The organism is Saccharibacillus sacchari DSM 19268 (assembly GCF_000585395.1).
GTDB classification, from domain to species: Bacteria; Bacillota; Bacilli; order Paenibacillales; family Paenibacillaceae; genus Saccharibacillus; species Saccharibacillus sacchari.
The window spans coordinates 3,698,108-3,721,901 of the sequence record NZ_KK073875.1 but is presented as its reverse complement, the minus strand read 5'-3'; the positions used below and the strand labels follow the sequence as shown (position 1 = coordinate 3,721,901).

At 51.3% G+C, this 23,794-nt stretch carries 23 protein-coding genes; 5 read left to right on the top strand and 18 right to left on the bottom strand.

All coding sequences use genetic code 11. The features are described from left to right. Positions 1-57: 57 nt before the first annotated feature. Positions 58-903, bottom strand: coding sequence for a LysR family transcriptional regulator (locus SACSAC_RS16020; RefSeq protein WP_037288149.1), 846 nt, complete (start codon positions 901-903; stop codon positions 58-60). A gap of 127 nt (positions 904-1,030) precedes the next feature. On the opposite strand from SACSAC_RS16020, the gene SACSAC_RS16015 reads away from it, so the two are divergent. Beyond that, complete coding sequence (locus SACSAC_RS16015; protein ID WP_037288146.1) at positions 1,031-1,615, top strand: DUF4865 family protein; 585 nt, start codon at positions 1,031-1,033, stop codon at positions 1,613-1,615. Between the two features lie 263 nt (positions 1,616-1,878). Here the strand turns inward: SACSAC_RS16015 and SACSAC_RS16010 are convergent, their stop codons facing one another. The 4 genes from SACSAC_RS16010 to SACSAC_RS15995 all read right to left on the bottom strand — a co-directional run bounded on the left by SACSAC_RS16010 (position 1,879) and on the right by SACSAC_RS15995 (position 5,441). After that, the gene (locus SACSAC_RS16010) at positions 1,879-3,114 is read right to left on the bottom strand and encodes an MFS transporter (RefSeq protein ID WP_037288143.1); all 1,236 of its coding nucleotides are present in this window, start codon (positions 3,112-3,114) and stop codon (positions 1,879-1,881) included. A gap of 29 nt (positions 3,115-3,143) precedes the next feature. After that, complete coding sequence (locus SACSAC_RS16005) at positions 3,144-4,148, bottom strand: ROK family protein (protein WP_037288140.1); 1,005 nt, start codon at positions 4,146-4,148, stop codon at positions 3,144-3,146. Between the two features lie 170 nt (positions 4,149-4,318). Next, positions 4,319-4,846 carry a cysteine hydrolase family protein gene (locus SACSAC_RS16000; protein WP_037288137.1) on the bottom strand — a complete coding sequence of 176 codons (528 nt, stop codon included), beginning with the start codon at positions 4,844-4,846 and terminating at the stop codon, positions 4,319-4,321. 88 nt (positions 4,847-4,934) lie between these two features. Then, on the bottom strand, positions 4,935-5,441 hold the full coding sequence (locus SACSAC_RS15995) for a TetR/AcrR family transcriptional regulator (protein WP_037288134.1): 507 nt from the start codon (positions 5,439-5,441) through the stop codon (positions 4,935-4,937). 292 nt (positions 5,442-5,733) lie between these two features. Between SACSAC_RS15995 and SACSAC_RS15990 the strand changes: the two genes are divergently transcribed. After that, entirely contained in the window at positions 5,734-6,720 is a 987-nt protein-coding gene (locus SACSAC_RS15990; RefSeq protein ID WP_037288131.1) for an alpha/beta hydrolase, read from the top strand. A 126-nt stretch (positions 6,721-6,846) separates the two neighbouring features. Then, the gene (locus SACSAC_RS15985) at positions 6,847-7,815 is read left to right on the top strand and encodes an alpha/beta hydrolase family protein (protein ID WP_037288128.1); all 969 of its coding nucleotides are present in this window, start codon (positions 6,847-6,849) and stop codon (positions 7,813-7,815) included. Positions 7,816-7,915: 100 nt separating this feature from the next. Here the strand turns inward: SACSAC_RS15985 and SACSAC_RS15980 are convergent, their stop codons facing one another. Next, complete coding sequence (locus SACSAC_RS15980; protein ID WP_051507177.1) at positions 7,916-8,335, bottom strand: MarR family winged helix-turn-helix transcriptional regulator; 420 nt, start codon at positions 8,333-8,335, stop codon at positions 7,916-7,918. Between the two features lie 123 nt (positions 8,336-8,458). On the opposite strand from SACSAC_RS15980, the gene SACSAC_RS15975 reads away from it, so the two are divergent. Then, positions 8,459-8,944, top strand: a complete 486-nt coding sequence (locus tag SACSAC_RS15975) for a DUF2798 domain-containing protein (RefSeq protein ID WP_037288126.1) — start codon at positions 8,459-8,461, stop codon at positions 8,942-8,944. 340 nt (positions 8,945-9,284) lie between these two features. Here the strand turns inward: SACSAC_RS15975 and SACSAC_RS15970 are convergent, their stop codons facing one another. From SACSAC_RS15970 to SACSAC_RS15940, 7 genes are all read right to left on the bottom strand, one after another. After that, a complete protein-coding gene (locus tag SACSAC_RS15970; protein ID WP_084778108.1) occupies positions 9,285-10,958 on the bottom strand; it encodes an aminotransferase class I/II-fold pyridoxal phosphate-dependent enzyme in 1,674 nt (557 codons plus the stop codon). A gap of 238 nt (positions 10,959-11,196) precedes the next feature. After that, positions 11,197-11,631 (bottom strand): NUDIX hydrolase, encoded by a 435-nt coding sequence (locus tag SACSAC_RS15965; protein WP_425414818.1) that lies wholly within the window; start codon positions 11,629-11,631, stop codon positions 11,197-11,199. A gap of 257 nt (positions 11,632-11,888) precedes the next feature. Beyond that, entirely contained in the window at positions 11,889-12,368 is a 480-nt protein-coding gene (locus SACSAC_RS15960; protein ID WP_037288124.1) for a DMT family transporter, read from the bottom strand. A gap of 31 nt (positions 12,369-12,399) precedes the next feature. After that, positions 12,400-13,101, bottom strand: a complete 702-nt coding sequence (locus tag SACSAC_RS15955; RefSeq protein ID WP_037288122.1) for a Crp/Fnr family transcriptional regulator — start codon at positions 13,099-13,101, stop codon at positions 12,400-12,402. 18 nt (positions 13,102-13,119) lie between these two features. Further along, positions 13,120-13,584 carry a DMT family transporter gene (locus tag SACSAC_RS15950; protein ID WP_051507176.1) on the bottom strand — a complete coding sequence of 155 codons (465 nt, stop codon included), beginning with the start codon at positions 13,582-13,584 and terminating at the stop codon, positions 13,120-13,122. Positions 13,585-13,696: 112 nt separating this feature from the next. Beyond that, positions 13,697-14,665 (bottom strand): alpha/beta hydrolase, encoded by a 969-nt coding sequence (locus SACSAC_RS15945; protein WP_156951020.1) that lies wholly within the window; start codon positions 14,663-14,665, stop codon positions 13,697-13,699. Between the two features lie 25 nt (positions 14,666-14,690). Next, positions 14,691-15,155 carry a DinB family protein gene (locus SACSAC_RS15940; protein WP_037288118.1) on the bottom strand — a complete coding sequence of 155 codons (465 nt, stop codon included), beginning with the start codon at positions 15,153-15,155 and terminating at the stop codon, positions 14,691-14,693. 148 nt (positions 15,156-15,303) lie between these two features. Between SACSAC_RS15940 and SACSAC_RS15935 the strand changes: the two genes are divergently transcribed. Then, positions 15,304-16,494, top strand: a complete 1,191-nt coding sequence (locus SACSAC_RS15935) for a cytochrome P450 family protein (RefSeq protein WP_037288116.1) — start codon at positions 15,304-15,306, stop codon at positions 16,492-16,494. A gap of 70 nt (positions 16,495-16,564) precedes the next feature. Here SACSAC_RS15935 and SACSAC_RS15930 read toward each other — a convergent pair whose 3' ends face one another. The 5 genes from SACSAC_RS15930 to rhaD all read right to left on the bottom strand — a co-directional run bounded on the left by SACSAC_RS15930 (position 16,565) and on the right by rhaD (position 23,448). Beyond that, entirely contained in the window at positions 16,565-19,120 is a 2,556-nt protein-coding gene (locus SACSAC_RS15930) for a sensor domain-containing diguanylate cyclase (protein ID WP_037288115.1), read from the bottom strand. Between the two features lie 48 nt (positions 19,121-19,168). Beyond that, complete coding sequence (locus SACSAC_RS15925) at positions 19,169-19,768, bottom strand: biliverdin-producing heme oxygenase (RefSeq protein WP_037288112.1); 600 nt, start codon at positions 19,766-19,768, stop codon at positions 19,169-19,171. Between the two features lie 208 nt (positions 19,769-19,976). Continuing rightward, the gene (locus SACSAC_RS27230; RefSeq protein ID WP_051507175.1) at positions 19,977-20,546 is read right to left on the bottom strand and encodes a GNAT family N-acetyltransferase; all 570 of its coding nucleotides are present in this window, start codon (positions 20,544-20,546) and stop codon (positions 19,977-19,979) included. A gap of 1,506 nt (positions 20,547-22,052) precedes the next feature. Further along, positions 22,053-22,505, bottom strand: coding sequence for a chemotaxis protein CheW (locus tag SACSAC_RS15915; protein WP_037288110.1), 453 nt, complete (start codon positions 22,503-22,505; stop codon positions 22,053-22,055). Between the two features lie 103 nt (positions 22,506-22,608). After that, positions 22,609-23,448 carry a rhamnulose-1-phosphate aldolase gene (rhaD, locus tag SACSAC_RS15910; RefSeq protein ID WP_037288108.1) on the bottom strand — a complete coding sequence of 280 codons (840 nt, stop codon included), beginning with the start codon at positions 23,446-23,448 and terminating at the stop codon, positions 22,609-22,611. Between the last annotated feature and the right edge of the window lie 346 nt (positions 23,449-23,794).

Genomic DNA, 23,794 nt, shown 5'->3' with positions numbered 1-23,794 from the left:
ATCCGCTTCGCCAGAAGGAAGCAAGGCCTTTTTGTCTGCGGGTCATAAACATCGATTTCACCTGGTGATTAATGCTCTAAGGCGTTCCCATTCATTGGATATGCCGGGCGTTGGATGATCGAATGTGCCTGAAGGAAAAGTTTTGCGATAGCAGCGAATGCGTACCTTTTCCGCATCGAATCCGGGTAGTTGAACGATGCGCATAGGCGGAGTAAGCAGCGCGATCGGCAAGAGCGCCAACCCATGTCCGCTTTCGACGATGGTCACAAGGCTCTCCAGCGTATCGGCTTCGATCAAACGGCGCGGCGGATCGCATCTTTTCAACTGTTCCAGCGTCTGACGCCGATAAGGACACTCGGGATCGCGCGCAGCAAGAAGCGGCAAGTCCGCAGCCACAGAGTCTTGCTCGCTGCCGCCACCCATCCAAGCAATCGGCTCATCCGCTTCGAATACTTTTTCCAAGCGATCCACTTGCTCCGGCTCCCGATTCACCAACATCGCGTCCAACTCTCCGGATTCCAATAAATGCGCAAGTTGCTCCAAGGAACGAGTGAACACTTGAATCCCGGAATCCGGATCGCGAATCAGCGGGTTCAAATAAGCGGCGGTCAACGTCTGGGAAGCCCCCAATCGCATCGGCCGAGCGCGCATGGAGGGAACCTCTGCTTTGGCTTGTTCGACCAACTGGTGAATCTGCTCGGCATACGCCAACAACCGCTTCCCCTCCGGCCTCAAACTGATTCCTTTCGGTGAACGGTTTAGCAGCGCGACGCCGAATTCCCGTTCCAGCGTCTGGATACGCGCAGTGACATTCGATTGAACATAACCCAACTCCGCCGCAGCCTTGGACATCGAACCGAACCTTGCGACACAACGAAAAAGTTCAAGATCATTCAGTTCCATCGTACACCTCTCATTTTCAATGATACCCCTGATCCATTCTAATCGTTACAGGCTTCTGCTTCTTCTATTGTACGCTATGAACATAAAATCACGATTTCTCAAGCCCGCAACGAAAGGTTGATGCACAATGATCGCAATGCAATACAAAATCCCGCTTCCTGTCGATTACGAGATGTCGATCATTCGCCAAAGAGTACAGACGAATGGACATCGAACCGACGGATTTCGGTATTTGGCACTTAAAGCTTATTTAATCTCGGAAAAAGGCAAGTACGGAAACTTCTCGAACCTTTACGCTCCTTTTTACCTTTGGAACGATCACGACGGCATGAACGAATTTTTGCTAAATGGCCCTTACGACGCGATCTTGCATTCATTCGGTTGGCAACACGTCAATATCGGTATTCCACTTAACATACAAATCAAACATAATTTCTCGCAAGCACGCTGGGCCGTAGAAATCACCGGGCGTATTCCCCAAACAACTTCGCTGAACGGTTTCGGTGCAAAGCTTATCGAACAACTGCCCAAGACTCAAGATGCAATAGGCGAAGCACTGATCTACAACCCAGATAAATGGGGCTTCAGCCGATTTGCTTTTTATGAGCAACTCCCCGAGAAATGGAGCGACGAAGCCCAGCGCCTAACTCAGCTCAATGCCTATCCTTCTTTTGAAGTAACGATCTATGAAGTTATACATGTATCGCAGTGATGGCGATCAGACTGGTAGGACAGTTTAATTGTATCGAAAAAATCAAACGTAACTAGAAGCGAGAAGACGGAGAGAAAAATTCAGTTCAAGACGCCTTTGAACTTGGAAAACTTCAACTCAAACTTTCAATCGACTTTTCCAAGTGAGACAGCGAATTGTGAAGCATTTCGAAGAAATGCACTTCGGAAGCCTATGCTGGCAATTTTTCTCGCAGTCTTCTCGCTTCCCCCGCCTACACAACTTTATCGACAGTCGTTTCCTGCTCAGCCCGTCATTCTCGTCCGCTTGATCGCGCGATTAACCTGCTCGGAACTGAGCAGCATGAACACAACGAGCAGCAGCGTCACGATCGGGAACAAGCCGATCCCCGTCTGCGAAGCCAGTACGCCAAACAACGGCGGCAGGAACGTAGTCCCTGTATACGCAACAGCCATCTGATAACCGATCAGCTTCGCGGAGTTGGCTCGGCCGAACCGGGCAGGCGTCTCGTGAATCAGTCCCGGATAGACCGGTGCGAAGCCCAGACCGATCAGGACAAATCCGATGAGCACCACGACATCCGGCAGCGGCAGCATAAGAAGCACCGCACCGATGACCGATATGATCTGCCCCGCCAGGATCAGCGCGCGGTTGCCGACTTTCAGCGTGATAAAGCCGGTAATCAGACGTCCGATGGTGATGCCGCCGTAGTACAGCGAGATCCATCCGGCAGCCGTTACCGCGGATACGTCGCGCGCGCCGACGAGGAAACTCGCGCCCCATAGTCCGACGGTCGTCTCCACGCCGCAGTAGAACAAGAACGCCAACAGCGACATTTTCACGCCCGGCAAGCGAAGAGGTTGTTTGGCGGGCTGCTCGTCCGCCAAAGGTTCAGGCACCGTCGCGGAATCATGATTAGCCGCGTCGATCGCAACTTCGGTAACCGGATTCTCTGCGCGGCGCGCCGCAATCTTTTTCCAAAGCGGCAGCGTGACCAGCAAGACGATCACCAGACCGAACTGGATCATCGCGACCGCCGTATACCCCGATCTCCACGAATCATGTTCTTTGATAAAATACGACATCAAGAGCGGACCGCCTGTGGCGCCGAGTCCCCAGAAACAGTGCAGCCAGCTCATATGGTGCGCTTCGTAATGGGTCGCGACATAATGATTCAAAGCAGCGTCAACAGCTCCGGCACCCAGTCCGAGCGGAATCGCCAACAGAGCGAACCAGATCAGAGACGGCGCGAACGAGAATCCCAACAATGCCGCAGCCGTCATCAGACAGCTGAGCAAAGTCAGCGGACCGGTGCCCAACTTCGCAATTAACTTGCCGCTAGCCAGACTGGATACGATCGTCCCCGCAGCCACGATCATCGCCAACATCCCCGCCGACTCCAGCGGCGCGCCGAGATCCGGTCGCATTACCGGCCAAGCCGCCCCAAGCAGAGAGTCCGGCAGGCCGAGACTGATAAAAGCTAAATAAATGACAATCAGAAACCAGGTTGCCACAAGCATCTTCCTTCCTTTTTACGCATCCATAAGTTTTATAAAATCTTCGGCTCCAACGTCTTCAGTGCCAAATTGCGCAATCCTGAAGCAAAATGCTCCGCAAAGCGTTCCGACCATTGAAGGTCAGGCTCGGCAGGCAGCGGATAGCGGCGAACATAAGCGTTCCAGCAAGCTGTCCACGACACGGCATCCGTCTGCGCGCCGTAGAGCACGACACGTTCCGGCGCCAATACGACGCAAGCGGTATGCACGATCCGGCAAACGGTCTCGTTCCAGGCTTCTCCCGTCGGCGGTCGGCTCCAATCGATATCCAACGGCAAATATTTAACCTCGCCTGCCATTCCGCGCTTGCCGCCGATTAACGTTCCGTTCCAAGAGATTGCCATGCCGGGAGGGTATTTAGTCGGAAAATAAAGTCCAATAACCATGCCCTCCTCGCCCTCTTGCTCGCTGGATCCCTCTAACAAATAACCATGCAGTGCCGCATTGACGTCATTCTCCAGCAACACCGCCACGCCAAAATGTTCCTCGATCCACTTAGCCGGATAGGTTCCGCGCAACCTATCATGGCTGCTCACTTCGATCCGCCCTTCCACCGCTTGACCCGGAATCCCTAGCCCAATTGTTTGAATCTGCGGATAAGCTTGCATCAAATTCTTGATCCAGCGCAAAAAGGAGTCCCGATCCAGCTTATCAAAAAGCCGTTCTTCATGTTTCCTTATATCGCCGCGAAGATCCACGACGGAAGCGAATACCGTATCGATGCCTTCGCGCTCATGAAGATGCAGCGACAGGGCTAGACGATAAGCGTAATCGAAGCGGTAAACCGTAGCCGGACGCCCGCCCGTAGAGGTTCCTGTTTCCTCTTCGTTCAGCTCCCCGCGCTCTGCCAGCTCTCGTACAAGCGCGGCCACGGTGACTACGCTTAATCCGGTCTCCGCCGCCAATTGCGGCTTGGTTGCGATTTCCATCCGTTTTAGCGTTCGCCGCACCGTGTTCAGATTGATCTCCTTCATCAGCGTCGTATCTGCTCTTTTCATTATGCCTCCGTTCTTCAACTACTTTATAAAGATCCTTTATTTATATTGCCTAGCGGATGAATTTTTGTCAATGGAATTGTTGAAATCACATTTTTATGTATTCAACGTTCAAAGCAAAAAGCCCTGGCTCGCAATGAACCGGGGCTCTGTTTCAAGTCGAATCGCACGTTTCAGCCAAACGAGATTCGCGAAGCGGGTTGAAGTTCAACGGAAAAGTCGGCCAGCTCTCCATTATAGCGAGCTATGATTTCCTTTGCCGTCTCTCCTCCCTCATCGACGGTGGTATGCGCATCGCTGACGAGGATCGGACGATAACCGAGTTCCGCGGCCCGCCGAGAAGTTGCATTGATGCAATAATCCGTCTGCATGCCCACGATCACCAGCCGATTGACGCCGATCTCCTGAAGATGCGTATTCAACGGCGTCTGTTCGAACGAATCGGGCGTCTCTTTTTGAAAAATGGATTCACCCGGCTGCGGCGCAACGGTATCATGAATCTGCCAGCTCGGACTGCCTTCCGCTAAAGGCCCTTCCGCTTCGGTATGGCGAATGAAAATGACCGGAACATCCGCCGTTCGCGCTTGTTCCAGCAAGCCTGCAATCCGCTGCGTGACTTCCTCGCCCTGATAGATCGGTTCCTCCGCTTCAAACATGGCATTTTGCACGTCCACAACCAGTAAGCCCAAGCGATCTCCCATACTCTCTACCCCTTTCGACGCCTTGAAGGCAATTCGGATAAGAAAAATATAAACCTTCAAGCCGTGATTTTACAACAGAATTCCGAAATCATTTCATCCCGCTCGTCGCCAAAAGCGCCGACATCGTTTCCGCCGATTCCTGCATGCCGCGGCCGATCCATTCCTCAATCCAGCCGTACACGCCGTAAGCGATAAAAGACGCCGCGTAGGCTCCCATATTGTCATATTCACGCTTTGCTCCGTAAATCTCGACAAAAACGTTCAAAAACAAATGAAACAGATTTCTCTTTTTGAGCAATAGATAAAAATCCCGTTTTTCTTTCAAATGATGAAATAAGCTTCCGAACATTTCTTTGTCTGACTGGTTATTGTTCAAGTCGTATTCCGCATTCCACCGCGTAATTAAATGCTTGATATGTTGGAGCAGAATTTCCTCTTTATCTTGATAGTTTCGGTAAAACGAATTTCGGCTCACCTGAGCTTCCGTCGTGATCTGAACAATCGTGATTTGGGACAGCTCGCTATCTTTCAATAAACGCAAAAACGCTTCCGTTATTTGTTCTTTCGCAAACGTATTTTTTTCTTCGTTGTTCATGATGGTACATCCACTCCCGATCTGTGCCATTTTCGCCTTAAGTCTTGATCTTGCCTATAAGGGTTGGTACATTTGGCACGTCGGTAGCGTATATCTGCGACAACAAATTGTCAAGAGTTCCGTACGCCTCTTGAACAAGAATGAAGGAGAGAACGATGACGAAACTTTTTACGACGAAACGAATAGTTATTTTAGCAGCGATCCTGGTGGTCGGATGGATTTCGGGAAGGCTTGCCGTGCGCGCATTCCTCAACTTAATGGTCGGAGGATCTTTGTTCGGAGGCAATTTCTTATGAGAAGCGAACAAAAAATCAAAAAGAAGAAACATAAAACCGGCCTGTTCATCCTGCTGTGCGTAGGCGCATTTATCCTTTCTTTTGCGGGATCGGCGGTGTTCAAGCTCACTTACGCGGCTCCGGCATTAAAAAAGTATACGGTAGACTGGAACGACGAAACGGGCACGATCCATACGGATCTATCCTACGGGGACGGCGACGCGAACAAATTCGATCTTTACCTGCCTGCCGATCAGAGCAAGGACGCTTACGGTCTTGTCGTATATCTGCATGCCGGCGGATTCACGACAGGCGACAAATCGGATGATGCGGACATGCTCAAGTGGCTGGCTTCCAAAGGCTACGTCGCGGCAGGCATCAATTACACCTTGCGCAATGAACGGCATCCCCAAGCCAGCGTGTACTCGCAATCGACAGAGATCAAAAGCAGCATTCCCGCCGTTGTCGAAGAAGCCGGAAAGTTAGGCTACGATCTGGATTCGATGGCGATCTCCGGAGGTTCGGCGGGCGGGACGCTGGCGATGTTATATGCTTACCGCGACGCGGCCGAATCGCCGATTCCGGTAAAGATGATGTTCGAAGCGGTAGGTCCGTCGAGCTTTTATCCGGAGGACTGGTCGGTCTACGGACTGGATCAGAATCCGGAGGCGGCAGCCGGGTTGTTTTCAGTCATGTCCGGCTCCGAGATCACCGCGGACATGTTCGGAACGGAAGCCTACGAAGAAGCGATCAAGCCGATCTCGGCTTATATGTGGGTGGACGAAAATTCGGTGCCCAGCGTGATCGCTTACGGCGTCTATGACAAAGTCAGCCCGTTTGACGCGTCCAAGCATCTCGTGCGGGCGTTGGAAAAAAATAACGTGCCGCACGAGTATATCGAATTCCCGCACTCGGGGCATGCGCTTCAGAACGATACGGCTTTATACGCGAAGTATATGGAGAGCGTGGAACAATATTTGGACATGTATCTGCCGGTCAAGTAAAAAAGGCTGTCGTCTAGGGCGTGTACGCAAACTCCGATGGGAGCAGATTTTGCGTACACGCCCTAGCCTCCCGCGAATCATCGGGCATAGAAATCGGCATAACAATAAACCGGAGGACGTTTACTTATGAAAGTTTTAAAAACGATTCTGAAAATCTTGTTGATTATCGTGATCATTATTGCTTTATTGATCGCAGGACTGTTTGCATTTTCAAAATACAAAAATGCGCACTATTATAAGTTCACGCAAACAGAGCAGCCGATCGAAAAGCGATATACGGAACCAGGCGAAGAAAAAGTGTCGTTTGCGGAATTCAAGGTTGACGACGCGGCTGTCCAAAAACACGAAATTTGGTATCCGGCGGATTTAGAAAAAGAGAATGCCCTTTATCCGGTCGTGGTCATTGCCAACGGAAGCGGCACCCCGGCAAGCGGATACCCGGCCTTTTTCGAGCATCTGGCTTCTTGGGGATTTATCGTGGTGGGCAACGAAGACAACAATTCGCGAACCGGCGCTTCTTCAGAAGAAACCTTAGAGTTCCTATTAAAACTGAACGAAGACGGCAGCAGCATCTTTTACGGAAAAGTCGATACGCAAAACATCGGAATCGGCGGCCACTCGCAGGGCGGCGTCGGAGCAATCAATGCGGTAACGTCCCAGCCTCACGGCAACAAGTACAAAGCTTTATACGCGGTCAGTCCTACCTCTCCGTATTGGGGACAAGAAAGCGTATTCGGCACGGAATGGAGCTACGATCTGTCGAAGATCAACATTCCGACTTTCCTGACCGCGGGCACGGGCAGCTTCGATGCCGGAACCGCCGACAATATCACCTTAACGGAAGGACAAGGCATCACGCCGTTATGGGCGCTTCAAGCCAATTACGCGGCCCTTCCGGATTCCGTCGAAAAAATGATCGCCCGAAAAAAAGGCATCGATCACGGCGATAGCTACCTAGCCATCGACGGCTATATGACGGCATGGTTCATGTGGCATCTCCAAGGAAACGCCGAAGCCGCCGAAGCTTTCAAAGGCAGCGACGCGGAGATTTTTCATAACAGCCTGTACCAAGATGTCGAGAGCAATATCCAGTAAACGTCACGCAGACACTCATTCATTAAAAAGACTTGAAGACCGCTTCAGAGCGTGTCTTCAAGTCTTTTTCTTCGTATCATCGGAACATCATAAGAACATCTCAAATCCACTCTTCGACAAGCAGCCGTTTGAGCCATTCAACATGTTCTTGCCCTAGCTTTTGCGCGATCTCAAGTTCCAACTCGCGTTTGACTGCCAGTTGACGATCGCAAGCCTGCTGTCCCTTGCTTGTTAAGCGCACATAGCGATCACGACGGTTAGCGGTATCCTGCGATTCTTCCAGATAACCGCGTTCAATCAAACCCAACACACTTTTATGCGTACCCTGACGAGTCAGATTAACGGCTCTTCCAATCTCCGAAATCGAGACTTTTACGGCCGTTTCGACGACAGCCAGAATATGCGTTTCCGTTCGATTGAGTTCTTCTCCATCCAATTCCGCCACCTTTTTCCGCAAAAAAAGATGCTTGTCGCTCATCAGGTCAATCAAAGTGGTCGAAGAAGCTTTGTTCATATTCATGAATCCGCACTCCTGTCAGAAGATCATGGATCTTCGTCAACTAGGTTGACATTATTTCTTTCCTAGTGATATTGTAAACCAAGTGGACAATAAAAACAAAGCTTGGGCATAAGGAGCAGAGAAATGGGTAAAAACAAAAAGGAAAATTTGATCTTCACGACGATGATGTGCGCGCTGATGGTACTGGGCATGACCATTTATAACGTGCTGCTCATGCAAGGGTTTGCTTGGGAGGCACTGCGCATGATGGCGATTGGCTACCTTCCAGCTTTTGTAGTGGCTTTGGTGCTGGATCTCTTCATCGTAGGTCCGCTAGCCAAAAAAATCGCGGGGCGTTTGGTCAAACCCGGCGCGCCGGTAATCCAAAAAGTGCTGACGATTTCATGCTTCATGGTACTTGGAATGGTGATTTTCATGTCGATGTACGGAGCTTTGACTCATGCGGGTTTTGCTTCGGGTCTGGGCGAGGCGTATGCTCATAGTTTATGGACAAACTTTATCTGTGCGCTTCCGCTGCAACTGGTAATTGTGGGTCCGGTTACGCGCGCGATCTTCATGAAAATATTTCCGCCGCAAGGTCGCGTTGCTTCTGCGCAAGCGGCTGCTTAACGAATTGCCTGAAGCTTTCCACATATAAAAAGAAGCTGCTCTCTATGATTGGAGAGCAGCTCTCAAGATGTCGAAAAAGTTACATGGGCGAGGGGGAAACCAGAAAGCTCCGAGAGAAATTCGTTCAAGACGCTGTCTCACTCGGAAAATGGATGGGATTGAAATAAGGAGTTTTCCGAGTTCAAAGGCGTCTTTCACTGAATTTCTCTCTCCGCCTTCTGGCTTCCAGTTACGCTAGACTTTCTCTACAGGTTGGCTGCTCTCTACGATTAGAGAGCAGCTTTTTTTATATGTGGTTCTTGCCAAAAGAACGCTACGGACATACGTTTATCTTTTACCTCTATATTTCACCGCGAATAAATCGGCCGATCCGACGCGCGGCTTCCACCAGCGTTTCTTCTTCGCGTACTAGCGCGATTCGTACAAAGCCTTCGCCTTCGTCGCCGAAGGCTTCGCCCGGGACAACGGCCACGCCTGTGGCAAGAAGAAGTTCTTCCGCGAAGGCGCTTGAGCTTCCGATACGGCCGTTCTCGCGGAAACGTTCCGGAATTTCTGCCCAAAGGAACATGGTGGCGTCCGGTTTGTCGATCGTCCAGCCTTCTTCCGTTAGGGCTTGATGGAATACCTCACACCGGCTTTCATAGAGCGGGGCTACGCCTCGGTCTCCCTCCGGAGCTTCCATCGCCAAGCGGAATGCTTCGATTGCCGCTTGCTGCACGGGTTCAAATACGCCGAAATCGATATGGCCTTTCAGTTCCCGCAAGGCTCCGACGGCTTCGGCGTTGCCGGTAATGAAGCCGATCCGGCAGCCGGGCATGTTGAAGCTTTTCGAACAAGAATGCAACTCGACGGCGATGTCTTTGGCGCCAGGAAGTTGCAAGATGCTCATCGGGCGGTAATCGCCGAAGCCCAATTCCGAATAAGCGAGATCGTGGACGATCAGCACGTTCCATTTTTTAGCCAGGGCGATCAATTTCTCGAAGTAAGCCTGATCGGCAAGGGCTCCGATCGGGTTGCCGGGGAAGGCGACCAGTATAAAACGAGCGCGCGACCACGTTTCGTCCGAAATATGATCCAGATCCGGCAAAAATCCGTTTTCCCGCCTCAGGGGCAGCTTATACGGCTCGACTCCCGCCAGTCTCAATGCTCCCAGATAGATCGGATAACCGGGATCGGGCACCATGGCCAGGTCTCCCGGATTGCAGACCGCTTGAGCCAGATGCGCAAGTCCGTCTTGCGAGCCTAGCAGCGGCAGCAGTTCGCTTTCCGGATTAACGTTAGCGCCGAAGCGGTGCTTCATCCAGGCCGCGGCTTGTTTACGGAACTCCGCACTGCCTCTCGTACCGGGATAACCGTAGACATCTTCTCGCAGCGACGCTTCGCTCAAAGCTTGGCGTATTTCCGGTGCGGGCGGATGATCCGGCGTACCGATGCTGAGGTCGATCATTTCTTTTCCCAGACGCTGCGCTTCTTCTTTCCATCCGAATACTTTCGAGAATACGGACGATCCCATCTCGCTCACCCGGCGGGATTTCCAACCGGTATGAAGCGAGCGAATATACCAAGCGTCGCAGGCAAAATGCTCCGAACCCGCTAATGGTGCATCCAACTCCCGGAAACCGTTCTTCCGGTAAAATCGATTGGCGGCTTCCATCGTTTGCAGCGTTTCCAAATAACACTCCTCATAATGCAATGCGGCAAACTCCAATGCAATGGCAAGCAGCTTGCCTGCCGTACCGTTCCCGCGCGCTCCGGCAAGAAGATACATTTTTTGCAGTTCGCAGACTTTATTGGACTCGGCAAAGGGCGCGATGCCGCAGCCGCCGATTACTTCGCCGTCTTCAACCGCAACCCAGTATTCCCGATCGTCTCCCGCATAGAAGGCGGATAGTGCCGACAGGCTATCGTCCTGCCAGGCTAATCCTTCCCGGTTGCCGCCGAATTCGATCAGGCATTCCCGGATGATGACTTCGATCGCGGCATTGTCCGCTGCACGAATCGTTCTGATTTCCACGCTCTCCGCCTCCTGCTCTTTATCTGTTGGTCTGTCTAACTAGCATAGCATGAGTTTGCCGTTACGGGAAAAAAGACAGCCCGGTTATTTGGGCTGTCATCGATTGCCTTCGATAGTTACGTAGGCGGGGGGGAAGCGAGAAGACTGGGAGAGAAATTCGTTTCGGTCGCGTGTTGACAACCCTACTATCCAAGCCGTCTTCATTTTAGAATATTTATAGAGTAGACCAAAAGATTATTTAAGCTTTTCTGCATGTTCCGTAGACAACGTCGAAGACCAATTGGCTGACAGCGGAGAGTTGGTTGCGGTCGTTTTCACCTAGCCAAGCTAGTTCTTCGATCTCGGCGGCAGGCGTTAATTGGCCTTCGTAATCGGCGGTGTAGCCGACCATGCGTACGCGCACTCCGGCGGCTTTGCCGTCGGCTTCGGCTTCGAAAATTCCGAAGGGGCGTACGGTGTCGGGCTTGATTCGGACGGTCAATTCTTCCTCGATCTCGCGCACGAGCGTCTCGGTGTCGCTTTCTCCGGGTTCGCGTTTGCCGCCGGGGAAATAGTAAAGGTCTTTGCCTTTTGAACGTGCGCTTAGCACTTTGCCGTCTTGAATCAAAATCCAGGCGACTTTGTCGATCATGACCGGCATCGTGCTCGATTGTCCGTTTTGTTGATTTACCATTTGCAAGTCTCCTTACCATAGAATCTTTGGATTAAATGCTCAGCAGAATTTCCATTTTTCGAGCACGGGCTTTGTTAGGGCGTGTACGCCCTAAGGCGTGTCTTCAAACCTGCCAACATGCATCTTTTACCGCCTTTTCGCGCTGCCTTGCGTCACTTTCCCTTGACGTGCCCCGGCACGCCTTCAGAAAAGTTCCTTGTTCAGCACGAAAATTCGGCAAAATATGCTTCCGTCGAGGTTTGAAGACACGCCCTAGTTTAATTTGCGGCGGAAGCCGATTGTACGGCCTCCGCCGACTTCTTTTTCCCGCCGAACTTAAAGACATAAATTCCGGCCACGATGACAACGACTCCCGCAAGCTGCTTCCAGTCGAAGGCTACTTTCTCCAGACCCAGCCATCCGAGCGAGTCGAACAGCAAGGCGAAGCCGAGTTGGGCAGTCAGCGTTACCGAGACCGAGAACGTCGGGCCGAGAATCTTGATGCCCAGTACCAGACAGATCACGACGCCTACGCCGATCAAGCCGCTGAACCAGTACCAGGGCTGCATCTGTTGCAAGTTGAACGTACGGCTTCCTTCGAAGATCAGGCTGCATGCCAACGAAGCGACAAACCCCATAAAGAGCACCCAAGTCGTCGTCGCCCACGAGCCCATATGCACATCCGTTCTATTGTTAAAAATCGTTTGCAGGGCGACCATCATTCCTGCAAATGCCGCAAGCAGCAATCCGATCAGCATTCTTTTTCCTCCTTCGATCTTGGCCTATTCCTTAATGTTCGTACAAATTCCGTCCGGCCAACTGCTCCAGCAGCGCCCGGTCGCGCACGTGCAGATATCCTCCGCTGCGCTCGACCAGCCCTTCTTCGGACAGCTTGCGGATCACGCGGTTGAGATGCCGATAGCTGGTGCCGATCAGGTTGGCCGTGTCGGTCAACTCGGAAGTCGCCAGACGCCCTTTGAAGCCGATATCGCTCTCGTCGTAGCAAACGGAGAGCAGATAACTCGCAAGCCGCACTTCCACCGGATACATGAGGTTGAAGCTGAGAAAGTCCGATTTGACGTAGAACTTTTTCGTGATGATATCCAGCATGAAACGCAGCAGCGGCGCATGATCGTCTCCGTAGCGCTTCAACGTTTTCCCGTTGATTCCGATCACCGTAACGGGAGAGACCGCTTCGACCGTATTGATAATGTTCAGGTCGCGAATATATTCGATGTCTCCGATGACTTCGGGCGGATTTTTGAACGAAATCACCAGCGTCTTGCCTTCCGGCGAAGTCGTATAAATCTTGATTTTTCCTTTGACCAGCACGTACAGCATATCCGCGCGCGCGCCTTGACTGCATAACTCTTCGCCAGGCTCGAATACATACAGGTTCAATAAAGGACGCAGCGGCTCATGGAACGCCTGCTCCAACTCATGCTGCGCCAGATACTGATGCAACAGCTCCGAATCTTTGATTTCTCTCATACCCAAAGGCTCCTTCGCCTATAGCTTCATAATCAAAACGCCGCCGATCATCATCGCCAGACCGATAAACTGCGGCGCGCCCATTTTGCTTTTCGTCGTGCCGAACCAACCGAATCGATCGATCAAAAAGGTCACCAGCAGTTGAGCGATCAACAATGCCGAGATGGTAAACGTGACGCCGATCGTCTGAATCGCGGTCACTTCGCTGAAAATGATCACCGAACCAAATGCACCGCCTGCCAGATAGAGCGGCTTAACCTTGCGGAACCCGCCAAGATCCCCGTCGCGCACGAACAGATAAATCATCAACGCCATAATAAATCCTGTTAGCTGCGTGACCGTTGCCGCTTGCCAGGTCCCGATATCATGACTGATCCGGGAATTGGCCACGCCCTGCAAGGTAATGCAGGCGCCGCCCAAAAAAGCGAACACTATTCCTCTAAACACCCGTATGCCCCCGTTTCCTTTGATAACCTTACCCATTATACGAATAGAGCGGTAGGATCAGGGAAGGACATATGTCCCAAATTCCGAAATTCGCATAAGAAAAAAGCTTTTCTCCGCGTGCTAAACGGAAAAAAGCTTCGAATCAGCCTCAGTCTGCCGCGGCAGGCTCGGTCAGCCGAGTGCTCAGGAACTCTTTGACTTTACTCGTGTATGCGGCTTTGTCGATCAGGAAAGAATCGCCGTGTCCGGCACCGTCGACGATCATCAAGTCTTTGTCTGCCGGGCAAGCTTCGTATAATTCGTGTACCATCGACGTCGGCACGAACACGTCGTTCGATCCGTGAATGAACAGCATCGGCGTACGGCAGCGACGGACCTGATTCAGCGCGGATGCTTCGGTGAATGAATATCCGGCGCGAATTTTCGTCAACGCTTCTGTAGCCGGAAGCATCGGGAACGTAGGGAGCTTGTACATCCGCTTCATCTGATGCGCAAGTTCGTCGCGAACCGACGTGTAGCCGCAGTCCTCCACGATCGCTTTGACATGCGGAGGCAGGTCTTCGCCGCTCGTCATCATGACCGTTGCGCCGCCCATCGAAATGCCGTGCAAGACGATCTGCGCCTGCGGTCCGTCCTGCGCGATCATCTGACGAATCCAACCCAGATAATCCACCCGTTCATGCCAACCGTAACCGATGTAGGTCCCTTCGCTGCGTCCATGTCCGCGGGCATCCGGCACGAGGATGTTCATATCCAAATCTTCATGATAAAACTTGGATACCCCGCTCATCACGGAAGCATCGCCGGAATAGCCGTGAGCCAGAATAGCGGTGCGCGACGTTGGACGTTTGGCAGGCAAATAATACGCATGCAGCTTCAGCCCGTCGCCGGACAGCAGTTCCCGGTGCTCGAAGGACTGACTGTTCCACCAATCGCGGCTGGATGTCGTTTCCGTCTGTACGTCGGGGTTGGGTTGCAAGCCCGGATCGCCGTCGAGAAACTTTTTCGGAGCACGCGCAACCGCCATTTGATAGAAGTAAAAGCTTCCTGCAACTACAGCCGCCGCCGGAACGGCAGCTACGCCAAGAGCAGTCCACAATGCTTTTGATTTTTTCACGCGGTATCTCTCCTTCTCTGTTTATTTAAGCCCGAACCGCACGCGCCAACGCATTAATGAATCCCGAATGATGCTGCATATGACCTGCGTTCAGCGTTACCAGATCTCCGAGCGTTTCTGCTTTGGCAAAGTTCTCCCGGTTCGTCAGCTTTTCATCCAGCTTCCCTGCATAAGCATCCCGGAATTGCTGAGGCAATTCCTCCAAGCGAATCAACAGTTCTTCCCAAGCAGGCGGCTCGCCTTCCCACTCAGCGGGCTTGGTGCCCGGCGCGAAGTACGTAGCATAGGCTGCCGGCAGCACGGACCGGCGACCGGACAGACCGTTCACGACCCGGTCGGCTACCGCAACAATATGGCCCAACTGCCAATGAAGGTGGTTGGAAAATCCAGCAGGCACAACCGTGCGCGCTTCTTCGGAGATGCCCTCTACATATTTCAAAATCTGTGCTTGAGCCCGATCCGTCATTTTAAACGCAAAAGCGTCAGTCATGATATTCCCTCCATTTCAACATAAGATCAGTATACACCGCCTTTTTTTGCCTCTGCAACGCACCGATTGTAAAATCACTGTTTCATTCAGTCGCCCTTGGCCTATATGTGGGGTAGACCATGAATCAAATCCGAGAGGAGCCAATGCATTGAATTCTTCAAATTCGTCTCCAAAGGAAGAACTTTTTACGCCCGAAGCCGTGCAAAATCCGTATCCGATCTATGCCCGCATGCGAGAAGAGGAACCGATTGCCAAGCTGATGTTCCCCGACGGCCAGTTCGGATGGATGATTACCCGTTACGAAGATGCCGTCGAAATTCTAAAAGACCAGCGTTTTGTCAAAGACATGACCAAGATGTTCGGCAGCGAATACCAATCTATTTTCACAAGTAATATGTTATTTTCCGATCCGCCGGATCATCGCCGTCTGCGCGGACTGGTACAGCAAGGATTTACTCCAAAGCTGGTGGAAAGCATGCGCGAGCATATTCAGCAGATCGCGGACGGACTGCTCGATGCTGTAGAAGGGCAAGATACGATGGAATTAATTGACGACTATGCCTTTCCTCTGCCGATCATTGTGATCAGCGAGATTTTGGGCGTACCGATCTCTGATCGGGATAAATTCCGGGTATGGTCCAATTCGATTATCGGGGCAGCCAATGCGGAAGAAAGTCCGGATGTTTATCTGCATATGCAGCAGTTTACCGAATATTTGGCGCAATGGTTCGAGCAGCTGCGCAAGCAGCCCGGAGACGATCTAATCAGCCGATTAATCGTGGCCGAAGAGGCCGGCGAGCGGCTGTCCGAGCAGGAAATCTACGGAGTGGTCTCGCTGCTGATTATTGCCGGGCACGAGACGACGGTAAATCTGATCGGCAATGGAGTGCTCTCGCTGCTCCAGCATCCTGATCAATTGAAGAAACTCCGGGATAATCCCGAGCTGATCAAAGGCGCCATCGAAGAAATGCTCCGATATAACGGTCCCGTAGAATTCAGCACATCGAGATGGGCCGGCGAGGATCTGGAGTTCAAGGGACATGCCATAAAACGCGGAGATTTGGTTATTGTTGCCCTGGATTCAGCCGGACGCGACGGGAATCAATTCCCTGATCCCGATCTGTTTGATATTACGCGCGAACGCAGCCGTCATCTGGCTTTCGGACATGGCATTCATATGTGCTTGGGCGCTCCGCTGGCCCGTTTGGAAGGCGAAATCGCGATCAACACGCTGCTGCGCCGCTTTCCGGATATCCGATTGCGCGAGGATGCGGATGAGTTGGAATGGCGTCCAGGCATGATCGTGCGCGGCGTCAAAGAGATTCCGCTGTCGCTTTGATCTTGCCTTTTCTTATCAAAAAACAACAAAAAGCCGTCTGCTCAGTTATTGAGAGACGGCTTCTTTCGAATTACTCTTCCATAAACACGACGCGGTTTTTTCCTTCTCGCTTCGCTTTCATCAGTGCGCGATCGGCCTGAGCCATAAAGTGCGTGAACCGATACTCCCGATTCGGACGCATGACGATACCGCCGATGCTGACCGTCACGTAATCTTCTGCGCGCTGCCCTTCGTCGCGGCTCATTTGCAGCCCCACAACGGCTTGGCGCAGCTGTTCGGCCAGTTCTCGCGCTCGGTCTGCATGCTCGCCGTCCATTCGTAGCATGAATGTTCCCCCGCCCATGCGCGAAACGCTCGCCCTATGCTGACGCCCGAACAAATCGAGCACCTGGGCAACGCTCTGAATGCAGAGATCGCCGCCTTGCAATCCATGCACGGCGTTGTAAGCACGGAAATCGTCAATATCGATCTCCAGCAATGCGATAGGCGGCCGGTCATTGAACGCAAAGGCCGAATTCCAATCTTCTTCCAGCCGTTCTTCGAAAGCCCGGCGGTTCGGAAGATCGGTCAATGGATCGGTTGCCATATAACTGCTCAATTGATCGGTAATGCTTGTATATTCAGTCTGCTGCTCGATCGTTTCGGCTATTTTGCGCGCGATCAACATGATCGAAGGTCTGCCGCTGTGCGACACGGCAGCCAGCGTAATATCGAGCTGAAGCGGTTCGCATTTCACGTTGACGAAGGATTGACTGCCCGAGACGATCGCAGAAGCATCCCGTTCAAGTTCTTCCAATAAGAGCCGCATCGGCTCGCGGGAATCAGCCAACACGAACGGAAGAAAATCACGGCCTATCAATTCTTCCTTATCCGCTTCTCCAAGCAGCTGCGCGGCCTGTTCATTGCAATAGACAATATGCCGATCCGTAATCGTAAAGAAAGCAACCGGCGAGAATTCCATCAATTGCAGGTATCGTTGTTCGTTCTGACGCAGCATCCGCGAGTTCTGCAACGCTTGTTCCTCAGCGCGCTGCAAGTCGCTTTTCGTCTGGTTGTCCACGACGGCGCGCAGTTCGAATAAAGCATTCAGCTCTTCCGTTTTCCAGTCAAACGCAGTGCCTTTCACAACCTGACGCCATTTCTCAAACGACTTCCGCGGCGAAAGCCGCATCCCGTCGTCGTCTCGAATCACGGCTTTGGCCGGGTCTCCCGCCCAATCTACGATCTGAAGCACTTCAGGCCGGAACCAGACGATATAATTTTGTTGGCCCGGAGACAGAGCGACATACAGCGCCCCCGACGCTTTTTCTTTATAGGCTTCAGCCGGAGCGAACTCCAGACTCAGCCTGGAAGTTTGATGCATATAGTTTTTGGCTTTTCCCGCCATCCAGCCGGAAAGTTCCCTGACTTGCGCAGGAGCCGGCGTATCGCCGAACAACAGTAACTTATCGTTGAAGCTAATGGCGACTCCGGAAGCATCCATCATTTTTAACAGGCGGCTCTCTGAAGCATATAATTCCTCAACGATATGAAAAGGACTCGAATTACCCAGGAAAATTTTAGCAATGCGCGACGCTTCGGTGCGCAATCGCAGCTCGCTTTGATATTCATCAAGCTGCTGACGCTGATACAGCTCGTTGGAGAAGAATGCGCCAAGGAAGTTGCAGAGATTGCGGATGCGATGCGTAACATACTTTGGCGAGTAATGGTGACAGGTAATCATGCCCCATAACTGTCCGTCGTGAATCAGGGAAATGGTCACGGTTGCGCCTACGCCCATATTTTTCAAATATTCGATATGCATCGGCGATACGCTTCGCAGCACGGACAAACTCAGATTGAGCGGTCGTCCGGTTAGAGGCTGCAAGGTTGGCGTAATTTCCACCGGCGCATAATCCACATTGACAATGGTCCGCAACCAGTTGCGCAGATATAGCTCGCGCGCCTGTTTGGGAATATCGGATGCGGGATAATGATGGCCGAGGAACGGTTCCAGTTGGGGTTCCTTGGCTTCCGCAATGACTTTGCCGTTCCATTCCTTATCGAATTCATAGATCATGACTCGGTCGTAACCCAGGATTTCTTTGACCTGCTCGGCGGCTGCCTGACTGGCGGTATACCGATTGGCGCTCTGTTTCAGCTTGACGAAGAAGGTGCGAATCCATCGAAAATCATTATCGACCTCGTCATCGCTTTCCAGCTCAAGCTCGAGAATCAATAAGCCTTCGCTTTCGTGCGCGACTGCCGTAAATCTCACGGGCAAGCCTTGTACATCGATTTGTAAATTCAAATATTGCAGATCGGAGGAAGCAACGGTATTCAGATCGCGCTTGACGAGATCCATCATCGCGTCGGCTCCGATCAAGTCGGCCAAAGGCATTCCGAGCAGCTCATCCGGCGCAAGCCCAAGCAGTTCGCTCGAGTTCCGGCTGCATTGCACGATCTTGCCTGTCGGGGTACGTCTGGCAGCCAACAATACTCCGTTGGGTTGAATCATGCCGGGAATATGAATCGGTTCTTTGTCGCAATTGGTCAGGTCGATCGGCTCGTCGGTGACAAAGCCGTCGCCCGTAATCAGAGAGCGATTCAGAGGTTCATTTTCGGAATTCAAGTTGGCATTGAACATGATGGTGTAAGTACCTCCTATATGTTTGGTGCAATCATGATGTCGGCGTTAAGGTCTTACTCGTTCTTCAAACCAGCGCTCCAACAATCGGAAAGTCTCGATCGCGGATTGGGTAATCTCTTCACAGCTTTCCTCGCTTTGTCCGGCCTCCAGCAAACGTTCGCGAAAAGCTCCCCAACGCGTGCGGCTTTCTTCGCCATAAGCATTGAAGTAAGCCAGGCCTGATTCTGTAGAAATCGGCAATGTGCGCGATAGCTTCTTCGTGATCATCTGCCCGCCCATTGTCGAGCCTTCGATCACGTAAAAGCAACCGAGAAGTTTCTCCGGGGTCGAGATGTCCGGCAATGCTATACACAGCGGAATCTCGCCAAACTCCTCCTCGGACGTGCCGAGTGCAATAAGATCCTTTTCCAGCATCGGCGTTTTGCGGCGATCTTGCAGATCGTAGCCCGATTCGGATAAAGCTTGCGAAGCCTCCGCGCGACGTTCCAACGGAACAACGAATCCGTAGAACATCTCCAGATAGTATTTATAGGCATTCAATTCGATGGTGCCGTCCATGATTGCAGAAGCATAGGGGTTGGCTTCCACCCGATCATGGTAAGGCGCGCTGTCATTTCTTAGGCGCTCCAAGATGTTTGTGGTCATTGATAGTCTCCTCCTGCTGACGCGCCGAAAAGTGAAGCGGTGGCCCTTGAGCCACCGCTTTCTGCACGAAGTTCATAATATATACAATTGTAATGATTACAATGTCGGTTCTTCTATTAAGAATAACCGATTTGGCTCATAAAAAAAAGCATAGACCTGGGCAACATTGTATCACCCAAGCCTAAAGTGCATCTTCATCGGAAATTTATTAATACTGATGCCATACGTCCCGATACTCATCATTTCGCTTGAATTGAGCGCGAACATAAGAGCAAACCGGGAAAATCATTTTTTCTTGCAGGCGCGCCTCTTCAACAAGCCGATCCAATAACTGCTTGGCTACGTTTCCGCCTCGGTGGTCAGGGTCTACATAGGTATGATTCGCCATCCATGTATCGGGTTCGGGTCCTTCGGCATACGTGATTTCTCCAATGACCTGTCCTGCCCTTTTCAACTTAAATCCGGATGCTTCATGCACAAATTCAGCACCTGCGATTAAGGCAGCGGCAGGTTCCCGATCCTTTCCGGCATCTTTAATTTGCGCGAAGCCCTGCTTGATATTTGCCGCTTCGGCCTTCAGATCCCCGATTCCCAATTTCAAATAAGATAAAGAGGATTTAAATTTTGCCGGTTTGTCCTTCACCTGTTCCTGCACGCGCTCCATATTGCCTTTCAATGTATCCAGTTCCGTTTTGAGACCGTCCATGGATGCCTTGATTCCGTCTTGTGCCTGCTTGATGTCATTCATGCTTGTTTTGATCGTTTTTAACATAGCCATCCTTTACGCCTCCTTATGTTGCTTATCTTCTTTTCTATTACCCAAAATTAAGGCGGATTTAGAGCTTGCTTGGTACCGAAAACGAGAAAAATCGTAAAATAAAGCGCTATCTTGCGTGTGCAGAAGCGCGAAAGAGCTGGATGAACGAGATCTGCTTTTACAAACATCGTGATGTTTTTACAGACGTTTTACTTTTCTCTGATCGGGGGTAATATATGAGCAACACCAACAATACTTCAAAGCAGCAGCAACATCGGTATTGCGGGTGCCACTCAAAGACTTTTCCATCATTCATCGAAGGAGGGACAAGTCCAATGGACTAGGGTAAGCGAAGCATATCCCGAACTCTTACGTTGAAAGAAAGACGCCCGTGAAAACGTCTTTCGAGAGAACGGTTATGCGGGAAACTTAGAGTACTCACCATAGACCATTGCCGAGGACGGAAGATTGAAGACCGGTCGATAACGAGATTTTACCATCTTGGATTTCGAAGGGAGCAGGATTCCGATGACACAGGTTAGCGAAACGTGCCGATGACCGATTTTCACGCATGAAAAACGTCAGTGAAAACGTTTTTCGTGAGATCGAGGGTACGTGGGAACTCACCAATAAGAAATCAAATAATGACCTTTAACCGCCGGAAAAATGCCAAAGCAGCGAAGATTCGTTTCGCTCCAAAGGAGAAGATTCCGATGAAACACGTAAGCGAAGCATACTGAGTGGTTTTACGTTCAGGAGGCGTACGTGACAGCACCTTTCTGTAAAATCAGGTATGTGGGAAACTCAGAGATGTAATCAAGAATCAAGACGTAAATGCTAAATTGAACAAGGTAAAGGTGAATATGCTTTGAAAAAGACCATTGTAGAAGGAAATCGCGATTTCGAGCAAGGAAAGAAGCCTTGCAAAAAAGGAGCATGATTCCAATGCAATAGGTTAGGCAGGCAGACCTTTGCTTACGCATACTGGACCCGTAAGTCCAGAAGACGCCTCATGCGGGCAATTAGGTTGTCAAACCAAAGAGAAACTATTGTTCAGTGGAAACGGCCGTTTCGAGCAGGATTAAACCTTGCGTGGAAAGGAGAAGGGTTCCGATGCAATAGCGACAGCGAAGCATACTAGCACGATTTACACAAAGGAAAAGTGTCCGTGAAAACACTTTTCGTGGAATCGATGTATGCGGGAACTCACCCCCATATGCAACACGACATGGAAACAGTCGCGAAGATGCGACAAGCTCCGAAGTTAACGGAGTACGGATGCAAGACCCGGGCAAGAAATTGGTTTACAAAATAAGAAACAAACCGCTAAACGGTTGACGAAAGCTGTGAAGCATACGCCAATCGGCAAGACTGGAAACCCAAGAATTACGTTCGCCATGTCAAGCATGTGGATTGGATTATCAGGAGGAACGAATAAAATTGAATAATGACCTTAACGAATAGCCCCCCGCAGTCTTGTTAATTCAAGGATGCGGGGGTATTTGTGTGTTTTTTAAGTTTTTCTTGCTATTCGACGAACAGTCCTTCTTCTTCCAGCATCTCCTGAAGGTCGAACAGCATCACGATTCGATCCGATGTTTTATACATCCCCGTGAAAAACGATCCTTTTCGCTTCCCTCGGCTTTTTCCGTCTCCGATCTGAGGAGCCTCTGCGCCGACCTTCAGCACTTCAGTAATTTCGTCCACGATTAGGCCTACGTTCAGGCGCCCGATCTCGATGAGCAGCAGCCTTTGCTTAGCATCCGGGAATGCTTCGTCGAAGCCAAAAGCAAAACGCACATCGAATACGGGCATAATCTTGCCTCGAATCTTCATCATCCCGCGAATCGCCGAATAGTAATCCGATACCGGAACATTTTCCGGCACAGTCAGAATTTGCAGCACATGCTGGATCGGCAATCCGTATTCTTCCCCTTCGATCTTAAACACGACATACTGCTCCGCATGATCCTGGAACATCCGCTTTGCCCCCTTTCGCCTCTCTGGTTTGTCCTTATTTTACACGAAACGCCTGACTCCGCATATGGGAATCAGGCGTAAACTATAAAGATCATGGCTCGTGTTAGACGCTTAAAATGCCTGGCCGTGGGTTGACGCCGAACGCTGCCGCAAGGTCAGACAGTTCTTGTTCAGTAATCCGCTGCTTGATCTCATGGTGAGCGATCAGCATATAAATCTGTGCCGCCTTCTCGATCGTCTCGATCAAGCCGAAAGCCTCGTCAATCGATGTGCCGGTTCCGAAAATGCCGTGCTGCGGCCAAATGACCGAATGATACTCCTTCATCTTGTCCGCCGTCGCGCGGCCGATCTCGCTCGAACCCGGCACCATCCACGGAATAATGCCGATGCCGTCGGGGAATACGACGATGCATTCGGTACACATTTCCCATAACGTTTTCGTAAACTTGGCTTCATCGAGGTCGTGAATGAAGGTCATCGCCAGCACATTCGTTGCGTGGTTATGAATAACGACGCGATGGTTCGGATCAGCCTTCAGACGTTCAATATGACTCATAAAATGCGAAGGCAGCTCGCTCGTCGGCTTGGCATCGTGATCCAGGCCCCATAGCAGCTCCAGCTTGGTGCCGTCTTTGCTTACGCGCAGCACGCCCAGATTGCCGGACGGGTCTTGCAGCACATTTTTGAAATACTTGCCGGAGCCGGTTACGATAAAGTATTTGCCCGCAAGTTCGTTAACAGGAAATGCAGGCTCGATCACGCGAATGACCTTATCGATATCGAGGTATTTGGCAACTTCGGCTTCGTCGAGAATATAACTGACGTTACCGCCGTTGCGCTCGTCCCAGCCATTGCGCCACATATGTTGGGTGATTTCCGACATTTCGCGGATAAACGGAATTTCAAGCGCTTTTGCTGTTTGTTCGGCGTTGATTGTGCTCATGAGTTGGGCTCCTTTGGGTGCGTGGAAATGGAGCGGCGCTGGGGGCGCTGCGTGGGAGAAGGGTCTGCGATCGCGTGTTGAATTTTCAAAGGCGACCACTTCGTTTCTTCGACTCCTTCTCCCCCTCCGCTCGGCACGCACGTGGATGGTGGGTTAGTTCATAGAGGCGAAGTCGAACCCTTCGCCTGTGTGAAACTCGGTATTCATTTTCTTATATCTTTTCTTTAATCTTGGTATCTTTTTTTCTCCCTATACAAGCTTCTTAGAAGCTATTCAACGTCTGGAGAAAGTCCAACATGGCTGGAAGCGAGAAGACGGAGAGAGAAATTCAGTGAAAGACGCCTTT

Excerpts from the sequence above, each read along its gene's own strand:
- SACSAC_RS15925 (WP_037288112.1), bottom strand. The coding sequence starts at position 19,768 with ATGACCACAAACATCTTGGAGCGCCTAAGAAATGACAGCGCGCCTTAC.
- SACSAC_RS15995 (WP_037288134.1), bottom strand. The coding sequence starts at position 5,441 with ATGAACAACGAAGAAAAAAATACGTTTGCGAAAGAACAAATAACGGAA.
- SACSAC_RS15940 (WP_037288118.1), bottom strand. The coding sequence starts at position 15,155 with ATGACTGACGCTTTTGCGTTTAAAATGACGGATCGGGCTCAAGCACAG.
- SACSAC_RS16010 (WP_037288143.1), bottom strand. The coding sequence starts at position 3,114 with ATGCTTGTGGCAACCTGGTTTCTGATTGTCATTTATTTAGCTTTTATC.
- SACSAC_RS15930 (WP_037288115.1), bottom strand. The coding sequence starts at position 19,120 with ATGTTCAATGCCAACTTGAATTCCGAAAATGAACCTCTGAATCGCTCT.
- SACSAC_RS16000 (WP_037288137.1), bottom strand. The coding sequence starts at position 4,846 with ATGGGAGATCGCTTGGGCTTACTGGTTGTGGACGTGCAAAATGCCATG.
- SACSAC_RS15955 (WP_037288122.1), bottom strand. The coding sequence starts at position 13,101 with ATGAGAGAAATCAAAGATTCGGAGCTGTTGCATCAGTATCTGGCGCAG.
- SACSAC_RS15960 (WP_037288124.1), bottom strand. The coding sequence starts at position 12,368 with ATGCTGATCGGATTGCTGCTTGCGGCATTTGCAGGAATGATGGTCGCC.
- rhaD (WP_037288108.1), bottom strand. The coding sequence starts at position 23,448 with ATGAGCACAATCAACGCCGAACAAACAGCAAAAGCGCTTGAAATTCCG.
- SACSAC_RS15965 (WP_425414818.1), bottom strand. The coding sequence starts at position 11,631 with ATGGTAAATCAACAAAACGGACAATCGAGCACGATGCCGGTCATGATC.
- SACSAC_RS15975 (WP_037288126.1), top strand. The coding sequence starts at position 8,459 with ATGGGTAAAAACAAAAAGGAAAATTTGATCTTCACGACGATGATGTGC.
- SACSAC_RS27230 (WP_051507175.1), bottom strand. The coding sequence starts at position 20,546 with ATGGCTATGTTAAAAACGATCAAAACAAGCATGAATGACATCAAGCAG.
- SACSAC_RS16020 (WP_037288149.1), bottom strand. The coding sequence starts at position 903 with ATGGAACTGAATGATCTTGAACTTTTTCGTTGTGTCGCAAGGTTCGGT.
- SACSAC_RS15990 (WP_037288131.1), top strand. The coding sequence starts at position 5,734 with ATGAGAAGCGAACAAAAAATCAAAAAGAAGAAACATAAAACCGGCCTG.
- SACSAC_RS15980 (WP_051507177.1), bottom strand. The coding sequence starts at position 8,335 with ATGAATATGAACAAAGCTTCTTCGACCACTTTGATTGACCTGATGAGC.
- SACSAC_RS15985 (WP_037288128.1), top strand. The coding sequence starts at position 6,847 with ATGAAAGTTTTAAAAACGATTCTGAAAATCTTGTTGATTATCGTGATC.
- SACSAC_RS16005 (WP_037288140.1), bottom strand. The coding sequence starts at position 4,148 with ATGAAAAGAGCAGATACGACGCTGATGAAGGAGATCAATCTGAACACG.
- SACSAC_RS16015 (WP_037288146.1), top strand. The coding sequence starts at position 1,031 with ATGATCGCAATGCAATACAAAATCCCGCTTCCTGTCGATTACGAGATG.
- SACSAC_RS15950 (WP_051507176.1), bottom strand. The coding sequence starts at position 13,584 with ATGGGTAAGGTTATCAAAGGAAACGGGGGCATACGGGTGTTTAGAGGA.
- SACSAC_RS15915 (WP_037288110.1), bottom strand. The coding sequence starts at position 22,505 with ATGTTCCAGGATCATGCGGAGCAGTATGTCGTGTTTAAGATCGAAGGG.